We start from the raw sequence: 12,188 nt of genomic DNA, 5'->3' as shown, positions 1-12,188 counted from the left end.
TGTCCGCCGGGTTCAGCAGAGGCTCACCGGCTCGCCCCCGCCCTCCGTCCACGTCGTCAGCGGAGTGAAGCCTCGGTGGCCGCACTCGCCGAACACCGTGAGCGGGGCCCCTCCGGAGAGGGCGACCAGGCGCCACAGGCTGGGACGCGTCAGGAACGTCGGGGTGAGCGGCAGGGCGGTGTCCGAGTCGGCGTCGGCCAGGTGCCAGGAGCCGGGGTCGCCGTCCGGCACCGGTACGACCGCGCTCAGGGTGACCGGGACGGACTCCAGCCAGGGGTCCTCGGCGAGGGCTTCGCCGTACGAGGTCAGCGCTTCGGTGGTGGTGATGCCGGGCGGGCGGGACGCGGCGGGTGCCGCCGGGGCGTGCCGTTCGCCCAGGGTGGCCCGGACCTGGCCCGCTCCGGGATGGTCGGACAGGTCCGCGTCCAGGGTCATGCCCAGCGGGAGGGAGAGTTCGGGGGCCCGGCCCGCCGCGCCGTAGGAGAGGAGCAGGCGGGTGCGGCCCGAGTCCGTGCCGTGCAGCCAGATACGGCGGGTCGTCAGTTTGGCGTCGGCCGAGTCGTACTGGGCGAGGACCTGCCAGCGGTCGCGCAGCGACGGACCGTCCGCCGGGGTGGGCAGGCCGAGGCGGGTACGGACCGTGGCCGCGAGTGCGTCCGGGAGCCGGTCATGGTGGAGCCAGCCCTGGTCGAGGAGGTGGAGCAGCGCGCATTCCTCCAGCAGCCGGGCCGGCCAGCCCGCACCGGATGCCGGTATCGCTCCCAATTCCCTGGCACGCGCCGCGAGTCCGGGGGCCTGGGCGTCGACCATGCGGGCCGCCGTCTCCTCCCAGAGCCCGTATCCCGCCCGCTCGGCCGAGGCCAGGCCGTCGCGGAGCAGGTCGGCGAGGCGTCGCTCCAGCTCGGTGGCACCAGCCGTGACCCGCTGGTCCCGCCGCTCCGCACGCCGGCGGGCGGCCTCGGGGTCGGCCGTCGAACTTGCCGCCGCCTGCGTCTTCTTGGCCTCCGCCCGTCCGCGTCTGCCCGCGAGCCACTGCTCGGCCCAGTCCGGTGCCGTGGCCGAGGCGGGCACCGCGCCCTCGTCCCCCGCCCAGAGCAGCAGCAGTCCCAGCGCGTGCTTGCACGGGAACTTCCGGCTCGGACAACTGCACTTGTACGCCGGCCCGGCCGGGTCCGACAGGTCCACCACCGTCTGGTACGGCTTGCTGCCGCTGCCCTTGCACAGCCCCCACACCACCCCCTCCTCGCCGCTGCCCGCACCGGACCACGGCCCCGCCACACCCAGTTTGCTTCCCGCTTTGCGCGACGACGCGTCAGGCGCCAGAGCCAGCACCTGTTCCGCAGTCCGGCGCACCCCCTGCTGAGTCATGCCGAAGACGTTAGGACCCACCACTGACAATGCGTCCGGTGGGCGCGTTTATGCAGGTCAGGGCGATTGTCAGTGGGGTGCTGCATGGTGGGTGCCAGATGACCCACGGCCGAGCTGGAGGGGGCCTCAGCCATGACTGTGTCCATGGAACCCACGAACGTCGAACCGAACCCGGGCCAGGCGCCGCAGGCGTTGCGACCGCATGCCGAAGACGCCTTCGCCGCCGAACTCGCGGCGCTCGCCGCGCAGGACGACCGGCCGCGCCCCGAGCGCTGGAAATTGTCGCCGTGGGCGGTCGCCACGTACCTGCTCGGCGGCACGCTGCCGGACGGCACCGTGATCACACCCAAGTACGTGGGCCCGCGCCGCATCGTCGAGGTCGCCGTCACCACGCTGGCCACCGACCGCGCGCTGCTCCTGCTCGGCGTGCCCGGCACGGCCAAGACCTGGGTGTCCGAGCATCTGGCGGCCGCCGTCAGCGGTGACTCGACCCTGCTGGTGCAGGGCACCGCCGGCACTCCGGAGGAGGCGATCCGGTACGGCTGGAACTACGCCCGCCTCCTCGCCCACGGACCCAGCCGGGACGCCCTCGTGCCGAGCCCCGTCATGCGCGCCATGTCCGAGGGCATGACGGCGCGGGTCGAGGAGCTGACCCGCATACCGGCCGATGTGCAGGACACGCTGATCACGATCCTGTCCGAGAAGACCCTGCCGATCCCGGAGCTGGGGCAGGAGGTGCAGGCCGTGCGCGGTTTCAACCTCATCGCCACCGCCAACGACCGCGACCGGGGCGTCAACGACCTCTCCAGCGCGCTGCGCCGCCGCTTCAACACGGTGGTGCTGCCGCTGCCGGAGAGCGCCGACGCCGAGGTCGACATCGTCAGCCGCCGCGTCGACCAGCTCGGCCGCTCGCTCGACCTGCCCGACGCACCCGAGGGCCTGGACGAGATCCGCCGCGTCGTCACGGTCTTCCGCGAGCTGCGCGACGGCGTGACCGCCGACGGCCGCACCAAGCTGAAGTCGCCGAGCGGCACGCTGTCCACGGCGGAGGCCATCTCCGTCGTCACCAACGGCCTCGCCCTGGCCGCCCACTTCGGCGACGGCGTGCTGCGCGCCGGGGACGTGGCCGCGGGCATCCTCGGCGCCGTGGTCCGCGACCCGGCCGCCGACCGGGTCGTCTGGCAGGAGTACCTGGAGACGGTCGTGCGCGAGCGCGACGGGTGGACGGACTTCTACCGGGCCTGCCGGGAGGTGAGCGCGTGAGCGACGCCCCGTCCCCGGCCGGGGCGTTCGACTCCGGTCCGCTGCTGCTGGGTGTCCGGCACCACGGGCCGGGCTCCGCGCGGGCGGTGCGGGCCGCGCTGGACGCCGCCGCGCCCGCCGTCGTCCTCATCGAGGGGCCGCCCGAGGCCGACCCGCTGATCCCGCTGGCCGCCGACCCCGCGCTGCGGCCACCGGTCGCGCTGCTCGCCCACGCCGTGGACGAGCCCGGCCGCTCGGCGTTCTGGCCGCTGGCCGAGTTCAGCCCCGAGTGGGTGGCGATCCGTTGGGCCGTCGAGCAGGGGGTCCCGGCCCGCTTCATCGACCTGCCCGCGACGCACTCGCTGGCCTGGGAGGCGGACCCGGGCGACTCGGAAGAAGAAGCCTGCGAAGAAGAAGCCTCGGAAGAAGAGGCCTCGGCGGAAGAAGAGGCCCAGCAGGCACGCGTGGACCCGCTCGCCGCTCTCGCCGAGGCCGCCGGGTACGACGACCCCGAGCGCTGGTGGGAGGACGCCGTCGAGCACCGGGGGCCGGGACTGCGGGAGCCGTTCGCGCCGTTCGCCGCGCTGGAGGACGCCATGGGCGCCCTGCGGGAGCGGTACGGCGACGGCGGCCGGCCACGCGACCTCGTGCGGGAGGCGTACATGCGGCTCCAGATCCGCGCCGCCCGCAAGGAGTTCGGGGACGAGGTGGCCGTGGTCTGCGGCGCGTGGCACGTGCCCGCCCTCCGCGCCAAGGCCACCGTCACCGCCGACCGGGCGCTCCTCAAGGGCCTGCCCAAGCTCAAGACCGACCTGACCTGGGTGCCCTGGACCCACCGCAGACTGGCCCGGTCCAGTGGATACGGCGCCGGGATCGACTCGCCGGGCTGGTACGCCCACCTGTTCGGCGCGCCGGACCGGCCGGTGGAGCGGTGGCTCACCAAGGTCGCGGGGCTGCTGCGGGAGGAGGACCGGATCGTGTCCTCCGCCCATGTCATCGAGGCGGTCCGGCTGGCCGACACCCTCGCGGTGATGCGCGGCCGCCCGCTGCCCGGCCTCACCGAGACCACGGACGCCGTGCGGGCGGTGCTCTGCGAGGGCTCGGACGTGCCGCTGTCCCTGGTGTACGACCGGCTGGTGGTCGGGGACGTGCTGGGCGAGGTCCCCGAGTCCGCGCCCGCGGTGCCGTTGCAGCGTGACCTGGCCCGTGAGCAGCGCCGGCTGCGGCTCAAGCCGGAGGCGCTGGAGCGCGAGCTGGAGCTGGACCTCCGCAAGGACACCGACGCCGCGCGTGCCCGGCTGCTGCACCGGCTGCGGCTGCTGGGCGTCGGCTGGGGCGAGCCGGCCCGCTCGCGCGGGAGCACGGGCACCTTCCGGGAGACCTGGCGGCTGCGCTGGGAGCCGGAGCTGTCGGTGCGGATCGCCGAGGCCGGGGTGTGGGGCACCACGGTGCTGGGCGCGGCCACGGCCAAGGCCGAGGCGGACGCGGTCGGCGCGCGGGCGCTGGCCGACGTGACCGCGCTGGCCGAGCAGTGCCTGCTCGCCGGGCTGCCGGACGCGCTGCCCGTGGTGATGCGGGTGCTCGCGGACCGCGCGGCCCTCGACGCCGACGTCGGTCACCTCGCGCAGGCGCTGCCCGCCCTGGTCCGCTCCCTGCGCTACGGCGATGTACGCGGCACCGACACCGGCGCCCTCGCCGATGTCGCCGCAGCCCTCGCCGAGCGGGTCTTCATCGGCCTCCCGCCCGCCTGCGCCACCCTGGACACCGACGCCGCCCAGGAGATGCGCGGCCACGTGGACGCCGTGCACGGCGCGGTCGGCCTGCTCGCCGAGACGCTCACCGGGCACGACGGCCTCCGGTCCCGCTGGCGGGCCGTGCTGCGCACCCTCTCCCGGCGGGACACCGTGCCCGGTCTGCTGCGGGGCCGCGCGGTGCGGCTGCTGCTGGACGACGGGGTGCTGGAGGCCGAGGAGGTGGCCCGGCTCATGGGGCTGGCGCTGTCGCCGGGGACCCCGCCCGGCGACGCGGCCGCCTGGGTCGAGGGGTTCGTCGGCGGTGGCGGGGGAGGGCTGCTGCTGGTGCACGACGAGCGGCTGCTCGCGCTCGTCGACGCCTGGCTGACCTCCGTACCCGCCGACGCGTTCACCGACGTGCTGCCGCTGCTGCGCCGCACCTTCTCGGCGTACGAGTCCGGGGTGCGCCGGACCCTCGGCGAGCTGGTCCGGCGCGGTCCGGGCGGCGGCACCGCACGGACGGCCGACCCGGCGACGCGGCCCGGCTTCGCGCCGGAACCCGACGCCGGGCGCGCGGAGGCCGTGCTGCCGGTGCTGCACCTGCTGCTCGGCCTGACGCAGCGGCCGGAACCGATGGACGACAACAGCTTCGCGGGGGTGGGGACATGACGACCAGGACGACCGGGACGACTGCGACGACCGGGACGACGGTGGACGACGGCGACGCCGAGCGGCTGCGCCGATGGCGGCTGGTGCTCGGCGGGGACCAGGCCGACGGCACCGGAGTCGCGCTGTCCGGCCGGGACGCGGCGATGGACGGCACACTGACCGCGCTGTACGGCAGGGGCGACAAGGCGGGCAAGAACCCGGCGGGACGGGAGCGTTCGGCGGGACTGGGCGGTTCGGCGCCCTCCGTGGCGCGCTGGCTCGGGGACATCCGTACCTACTTCCCCTCCTCCGTCGTGCAGGTCATGCAGCGCGACGCCATCGACCGGCTCGGCCTGGCCGCGCTGCTGCTGGAGCCGGAGATGCTGGAGGCGGTGGAGGCCGACGTCCACCTGGTCGGCACCCTGCTCTCGCTCAACAAGGCGATGCCGGAGACCACCAAGGAGACCGCGCGGGCCGTCGTGCGCAAGGTGGTCGAGGACCTGGAGAAGCGGCTGGCGACCCGCACCCGCGCCACGCTCACCGGCGCCCTCGACCGCAGCGCCCGGATCAGCCGGCCGCGCCACCACGACATCGACTGGAACCGGACCATCGCGGCCAACCTCAAGCACTATCTGCCGGAGTACCGGACGATCGTGCCGGAGCGGCTCATCGGGTACGGGCGGGCCGCGCAGTCGGTGAAGAAGGAGGTGATCCTCTGCATCGACCAGTCCGGGTCGATGGCCGCGTCCGTGGTCTACGCGTCGGTGTTCGGGGCGGTGCTCGCCTCAATGCGGTCGATCAGTACGCGCATGGTCGTCTTCGACACCTCCGTGGTCGACCTCACCGACCAGCTCGACGACCCGGTGGACGTCCTGTTCGGCACCCAGCTCGGCGGCGGCACCGACATCAACCGGGCGCTCGCCTACTGCCAGTCGAAGATCACCCGGCCCGCCGAGACGGTGGTCGTGCTGATCAGCGACCTGTACGAGGGCGGTATCCGGGACGAGATGCTCAAGCGGGTCGCGGCGATGAAGGCGTCCGGCGTGCAGTTCGTGACCCTGCTCGCGCTGTCCGACGAGGGAGCGCCCGCCTACGACCGGGAGCACGCGGCCGCCCTGGCCGCGCTCGGGGCACCGGCGTTCGCCTGTACTCCGGACCTCTTCCCCGAGGTGATGGCCGCCGCCATCGAGAAGCGGCCGCTGCCCATACCGGACACCGAGTGACAAGGCGGATGCGTGCTCCGGTCGAACAAATGCACCCCACAAGGCACGGCGTGTCAGGGAAACCGGCATCATGTGACAGGTATCACCGCCTGGGTGTGACCCGCGATTTAGAGGCCCCCGGCAAGCAGGGATAACCTGCGAGACGGACATGCCGCGCGCTCGGACACCGTGTGCGCACCCCTTGTGACAAGCGGACGTCACGTTGCCCTTCGCGGCACGCCCACGCATCCAACGACCGCGAGATCACTGATAGGGACGGAAGCGCGTGGACCTGTTCGAGTACCAGGCGAGGGACCTCTTCGCCAAGCACGATGTACCGGTGCTGGCCGGTGAAGTCATCGACACGCCTGAGGCGGCGCGCGAGATCACCGAGCGTCTGGGCGGCAAGTCCGTCGTCAAGGCGCAGGTGAAGGTCGGTGGTCGTGGCAAGGCCGGCGGCGTCAAGCTCGCCGCCACCCCGGACGAGGCCGTCGCCCGCGCGACGGACATCCTCGGCATGGACATCAAGGGCCACACGGTCCACAAGGTGATGATCGCCGAGACCGCTCCGGAGATCGTCGAGGAGTACTACGTCTCCTACCTCCTCGACCGTGCGAACCGCACGTTCCTCGCCATCGCCTCCGTCGAGGGCGGCATGGACATCGAGGAGGTGGCGGCCACCCGTCCGGAGGCCGTCGCCAAGATCGCGATCGACGCCATCGACGGCGTGGACGAGGCCAAGGCCCGCGAGATCGTCGAGGCCGCCAAGTTCCCGGCCGAGGTCGCTGACAAGGTCGTCAACGTCCTGATCAAGCTGTGGGACACCTTCATCAAGTCGGACGCCCTCCTCGTCGAGGTCAACCCGCTTGCCAAGGTCGCCTCGGGCGAGGTCCTCGCCCTCGACGGCAAGGTGTCGCTCGACGAGAACGCCGAGTTCCGTCACCCCGAGTACGAAGAGCTGCACGACAAGGAAGCGGCCAACCCGCTCGAGGCCGCCGCCAAGGCGAAGGGCCTCAACTACGTCAAGCTCGACGGCCAGGTCGGCATCATCGGCAACGGCGCGGGTCTCGTCATGAGCACCCTGGACGTCGTCGCGTACGCCGGTGAGCAGCACGGCGACGTGAAGCCCGCCAACTTCCTGGACATCGGTGGCGGTGCCTCCGCCCAGGTCATGGCGAACGGCCTGGAGATCATCCTGGGCGACCCGGACGTCAGGTCCGTGTTCGTCAACGTCTTCGGCGGCATCACCGCCTGTGACGAGGTCGCCAACGGCATCGTCCAGGCGCTGCAGCTCCTGGAGGAGCGCGGCGAGAAGGTCGAGAAGCCGCTCGTCGTCCGCCTCGACGGCAACAACGCCGAGCTGGGCCGCAAGATCCTCACCGACGCCGACCACCCGCTGGTCCAGCGCGTCGACACCATGGACGGCGCGGCCGACAAGGCCGCCGAGCTGGCTCACGCCGCCGCCAAGTAAGCACTCAGGACGAGGACACCAACACACCATGGCTATCTGGCTCAACAAGGACAGCAAGGTCATCGTCCAGGGCATGACCGGCGCCACCGGCATGAAGCACACCAAGCTCATGCTGGGTGACGGCACCGAGGTCGTGGGCGGCGTGAACCCGCGCAAGGCGGGTCAGACCGTGGACTTCGAAGGCACCGAGGTACCCGTCTTCGGGACCGTCAAGGAGGCCATCGAGAAGACCGGCGCGAACGTCTCCGTCATCTTCGTGCCGGAGAAGTTCACCAAGGACGCCGTCGTCGAGGCGATCGACGCCGAGATCCCGCTGGCCGTCGTGATCACCGAGGGCATCGCCGTGCACGACACGGCCGCCTTCTGGGCGTACGCCGGCAAGAAGGGCAACAAGACCCGGATCATCGGCCCGAACTGCCCCGGCATCATCACGCCGGGCCAGTCCAACGTCGGCATCATCCCGGGCGACATCACCAAGCCGGGCCGCATCGGCCTGGTCTCGAAGTCCGGCACGCTGACGTACCAGATGATGTACGAGCTGCGTGACCTCGGCTTCTCGACCGCCGTCGGCATCGGTGGCGACCCGATCATCGGCACCACGCACATCGACGCCCTGGCCGCGTTCCAGGACGACCCCGACACCGACCTGATCGTGATGATCGGTGAGATCGGTGGCGACGCCGAGGAGCGCGCGGCCGCGTTCATCAAGGACAACGTCACCAAGCCGGTCGTCGGTTACGTCGCGGGCTTCACCGCCCCCGAGGGCAAGACGATGGGCCACGCCGGCGCGATCGTGTCCGGTTCGTCCGGCACCGCCCAGGCGAAGAAGGAGGCCCTCGAGGCCGCCGGCGTCAAGGTCGGCAAGACGCCGACCGAGACCGCCAAGCTGGCGCGGGAGATCCTGAGCGCCTGACGCTCGGCCCCCTTCGGGCAGCACACCGGCGGGCCCGTCCCCTTCTCGGGGGCGGGCCCGCCGCTGTTTTCGCGGCCCGGGGTCATCCGGGTGACGGCACGAGCCGTTCCGGGCCGTTCCCGTCCTCACCGCGCAGCTTGTCGCGCAGCGACAGCTCGGTCCGCGAGAGCGGGCCGAGGGCGGGGGCCGGGGGGACCCCGCGTACGGCCTGGGCGGGGGCGATGGGCGCCTCGTAGTGCGTGGGCGCCGTCCTGAGGGTGAGGCCGGTCGCGCCGATGATGGCGACGGTGAAGGCGATGGCGGCGCGGGTCCAGAAGGCGTTGCGACGCTCGCCGCAGGTGCGCACCGATGTCGGGGCGTCGGCGCGCAGCCTTTCCATGGAGGCGAGTTCGGTCAGGCGCCGGTGCAGGGCCGCCGGGTCGGCCAGCTCCGGCACCTGCGCGGCGACGGCCTCGCGGGCGCGGGTCAGCCGGCCCGCCGCGGCCGGGGTGCTCGCCTCGGTCTCGGCGGCCGTCTCGGGCAGGTCGAGGCCGACGCCGTCGTACAGCACGAGCGTGCGGCGGTAGGAGGGCGGGAGCCGCAGCAGCGCGTGCAGCAGGGCGCGGGCGGCCGGGTCGGCGGGCGGGGGCTCGGGCTGGCGGTAGCGGGGGCGGAAACCGTGCCAGGGGGAGAGGGCGTACTCGTACGCCGTCGCCCGGACCCAGCCGCCCGGGTCCCGGTCGCGGGCCACCTCGGGCCAGCGCTGCCAGGCCGCCTGGAACGCCCGCTCCACCGCCTCACGGGCCAACTCCCGCCGCCCGGTGAGCAGATAGGTCTGCCGGACCAGGGCGGGGGCGCAGAACGCGTACAGCGCGTCGAACGCCTGATCGGGGGTCAGGGAAGGTGTCGTCGGCATCGTCTCTCCCCTCAGGGAGGCTTCCTGAGTGCCCGTCGGGCTCGTGGTGAGGGCCCGGCGGGTGGTGGTACTCCGCGTCACAGCTCACCCCTCTGTGTGAAAAGGCACATAAACACATATTGGGCGACACTTCGGGGGTTCGCCTGTTACGCCGGGAAAGCGCGTGTCGTTGGGAGCATGGCGGACGTGATGCCGCTGACACTCCGTCGCATGTCGTCGTCCCTGCGGTCCCGGATGCGCGACCGTTCACCCGGCCTGGGCGCCGGTCTCGCGGGCGGCGCGCTCGCGGCCGGGCTCGGGCTCGGCGCGTGCGCGGCGCTGGTGATGCTGCTCTGGGTCAGTTCGCCCTACCCGGACAGCGGGCCCGGTGGTGCGCTGCATGTCGCGGCCGCGCTGTGGCTGCTGGCGCACGGAGTCGAACTGGTCCGCGCCGACACGCTGTCCGGGGTGCCCCAGCCGGTCGGGCTGACCCCGCTGCTGCTGCTCGCGCTGCCGGTGTGGCTGGTCTACCGGGCGGCGCGGGACGCCACGGACGCCTCCGACGAGCCGGACGGCCCGCCCCCGGTCCCCGCGCGCACCGCGTGGACGGGTGTCGTCCTCGGCTACCTCGGCGTCGGCGCCGCGGCCGCGCTGTACGCGTCCGGGGGCGAACCGCGCCCCGAGTGGCCCTGGGTGACGGTCTGTCTGCCGCTGCTCGCGGGCGGGGCCGCGGCGGTCGGCGTCTGGGCGGGCTGCGGCCGGCCGCACCGGCCCTTCTCGCCCGGGCTGTCGCCCCGCTGGGTGCGCGGACCGCTGTCCGGCGCGGACGCGCGGCGCAGGCTCGGTACGGCGGCCCGCGCGTCCGGAGCGGCCACGGCCGTGCTCACCGGTGGCGGGGCGCTGCTGCTCGGCACGTCCCTCGTCTGGCACGGGGACACCGCCCGGCTGGCCTTCACCGAGCTGACGGAGGGCTGGACCGGACGGTTCACGGTGCTGCTGCTCGCCGTCACCCTGATCCCCAACGCGGCCGTGTGGTCGGCCTCCTACGCCCTCGGCCCCGGCTTCGCGCTCGGCTCCGGACACATGGTGCACCCCCTCGCCTCGGACCCCGCCCCGCTGCTGCCCCCGTTCCCCCTGCTCGCCGCCGTACCCGACGCGGGCCCCGGTTCCCCGCTGAACTGGGCGGTCGTCCTGGTGCCGATGGCGGCCGGGGTGACGGCGGGCTGGGTCGTCGGCTCGGCGGCCGTGACGCCGGCCCGGCCGTGGCTGCACTGGTCGGCGGGGCGGACCCTCGGCGTCCTGGCGCTGGCCGCGCTGACCTGCACCGTCGCCCTGGCCCTGCTCGCCGAACTGTCCGGCGGCCCGCTGGGCGGCTCCGCCCTCTCCCGCTTCGGCCCCCTCGGCAGGCTGACCGGCCCGGCGGCCGGGCTCTGGGTGCTCCTCCTGGGCACGCCGGTCACCCTCACCGCGAGAGCCTGGCGTCTGCACGCCCTCCGCCGCACCGGCGTGCTGCCTCCGCGCAGGTCCCGTCCCGCGGGGAGACGCCGCAGCTCACTGGCATGGCTGACCGGAGCCGGCGAGCCCCCTGCCGTGGAGGCGACCCCGAGCGTCACCGAGCCCGCCCCGGAGCAGGAGGAGGAGCTGTACGACTTCCTCCAGACGGACACCGAGGAGGCGGCCGACGCCCTGGCGGTGCCGCGTGCCTCACAGGAGTCGTCCGGTCCCCGGACCCCGGAAGCCGCCGACACCGTCCCGCACCAGCCCCCCGCCGAGCCCGAAGCCCCTGCGCCGGAAGCTCCGTCCCGCGACCCGGAACCCACCGAAGCCCTGGCCCCCGCCCGGACCCCGGAAGCCGACCCGGACCCGGCCGAGTCGGACTCTTCCGTCTGAGCCAGGCCCTCCGAGCCAGGCCCGCTGAGCCAGCCCCCCCCGGATCACCTGCCGAAGGGCGCGGCGCTTCTCAGGAGTTGGCCGACCCCAGTACCCCCCGCAGGTTCTGCGGCAGGAGCTGTTCGCAGGACTGCTTCGACTGCTGGGTCAGGGCGTCGTTCACGCACGTGTAGTAGTCGCGGTAGACGAGCTGGACGGTGAAGACCGCGCCCACCAGGACGAGGGCGAGGGCCGCGGTGACCATGCCGGCGACGGCCGCCGTGGTCTGGGGGCGGACGCCCTGAGGCGCGGCCGGCTCGTCCGGGGACGGGGTGCGGGGCTTGGCGCGCAGCGAGCTGCCGCCCCAGTACAGGGCGAGGGCGCCGAGGAGGAGGGAGACGTAGGGCCAGCCGAGGAGCACGAAGAAGATGGCCCACATTCCGGCCAGGAGCGCGTACCGCGCGCGGCGCTGGGCCGGGTCAGTGGGGTCCCAGCGCTGCTTGCCGCTGCCGCCGCTCTGCCCCTCGGGGCCGGAGCCGGGGCGCTCGCCGAAGCTGCCGGGGGCGCGGCCGGGCTGGCGGTCGCTCCACTGGCTGCCCCAGCGGGAGTCGTCGGAGCCGCCCTCGGGGTGACGCGGGCGCCACGGCTGGTCGGGGCGGTCCTCGGGCGGGGCCGCGTAGGGGTTGTCGTCCTGCTGGTCACCGCCCCGGTCGTCGTCGCCCCGGCCGCCGGAGGGTGCCTGGGGCGGCGAGGTCGGCCGCTCCCGCAGCAGTACGGCGCCACGCTCGCCCTCCAGGCCGGGGAGCGGCGGGAACGTGAGGAGTCGCGGGCTGCGATCGGGCATCAAAGGAGCGTCTTCCCCTAGGTG

9 protein-coding genes are annotated in these 12,188 nt (G+C 73.7%); 6 read left to right on the top strand and 3 right to left on the bottom strand.

Going from position 1 to position 12,188, the window contains the following annotated elements; translation table 11 throughout:
* Positions 1–12: 12 nt before the first annotated feature.
* A complete protein-coding gene (locus HEK131_RS27220; protein ID WP_244337439.1) occupies positions 13–1,368 on the bottom strand; it encodes an SWIM zinc finger family protein in 1,356 nt (451 codons plus the stop codon).
* A gap of 132 nt (positions 1,369–1,500) precedes the next feature.
* Here HEK131_RS27220 and HEK131_RS27215 point away from each other — a divergent pair, with 132 nt between their 5' ends.
* From HEK131_RS27215 to sucD, 5 genes are all read left to right on the top strand, one after another.
* On the top strand, positions 1,501–2,631 hold the full coding sequence (locus tag HEK131_RS27215) for an ATP-binding protein (RefSeq protein WP_217461925.1): 1,131 nt from the start codon (positions 1,501–1,503) through the stop codon (positions 2,629–2,631).
* Positions 2,628–5,012, top strand: a complete 2,385-nt coding sequence (locus HEK131_RS27210) for a DUF5682 family protein (protein ID WP_244337437.1) — start codon at positions 2,628–2,630, stop codon at positions 5,010–5,012. The genes HEK131_RS27215 and HEK131_RS27210 overlap by 4 nt, the downstream gene beginning before the upstream one ends.
* Positions 5,009–6,214, top strand: coding sequence for a VWA domain-containing protein (locus tag HEK131_RS27205; RefSeq protein ID WP_244337435.1), 1,206 nt, complete (start codon positions 5,009–5,011; stop codon positions 6,212–6,214). Before HEK131_RS27210 ends, HEK131_RS27205 begins: the two co-directional genes overlap by 4 nt.
* Before the next feature lie 265 nt (positions 6,215–6,479).
* The gene (gene sucC / locus HEK131_RS27200; RefSeq protein ID WP_161150279.1) at positions 6,480–7,664 is read left to right on the top strand and encodes an ADP-forming succinate--CoA ligase subunit beta; all 1,185 of its coding nucleotides are present in this window, start codon (positions 6,480–6,482) and stop codon (positions 7,662–7,664) included.
* A gap of 28 nt (positions 7,665–7,692) precedes the next feature.
* Positions 7,693–8,577, top strand: coding sequence for a succinate--CoA ligase subunit alpha (sucD, locus tag HEK131_RS27195; RefSeq protein WP_217461927.1), 885 nt, complete (start codon positions 7,693–7,695; stop codon positions 8,575–8,577).
* Positions 8,578–8,659: 82 nt separating this feature from the next.
* On the opposite strand, the gene HEK131_RS27190 is transcribed toward sucD, so the two are convergent.
* Positions 8,660–9,487: an RNA polymerase sigma factor gene (locus HEK131_RS27190; protein WP_432215713.1), complete on the bottom strand. Its 828-nt coding sequence runs from the start codon at positions 9,485–9,487 to the stop codon at positions 8,660–8,662.
* Positions 9,488–9,682: 195 nt separating this feature from the next.
* Here HEK131_RS27190 and HEK131_RS27185 point away from each other — a divergent pair, with 195 nt between their 5' ends.
* The gene (locus HEK131_RS27185; RefSeq protein ID WP_432215677.1) at positions 9,683–11,341 is read left to right on the top strand and encodes a cell division protein PerM; all 1,659 of its coding nucleotides are present in this window, start codon (positions 9,683–9,685) and stop codon (positions 11,339–11,341) included.
* 70 nt (positions 11,342–11,411) lie between these two features.
* Here HEK131_RS27185 and HEK131_RS27180 read toward each other — a convergent pair whose 3' ends face one another.
* Positions 11,412–12,164, bottom strand: coding sequence for a hypothetical protein (locus HEK131_RS27180; RefSeq protein WP_244337429.1), 753 nt, complete (start codon positions 12,162–12,164; stop codon positions 11,412–11,414).
* Between the last annotated feature and the right edge of the window lie 24 nt (positions 12,165–12,188).

This window comes from Streptomyces seoulensis (assembly GCF_022846655.1).
Classification (GTDB): Bacteria; Actinomycetota; Actinomycetes; order Streptomycetales; family Streptomycetaceae; genus Streptomyces.
The sequence above is the reverse complement of the archived record's forward strand: the minus strand, read 5'-3'. Positions and strand labels throughout refer to the sequence as shown.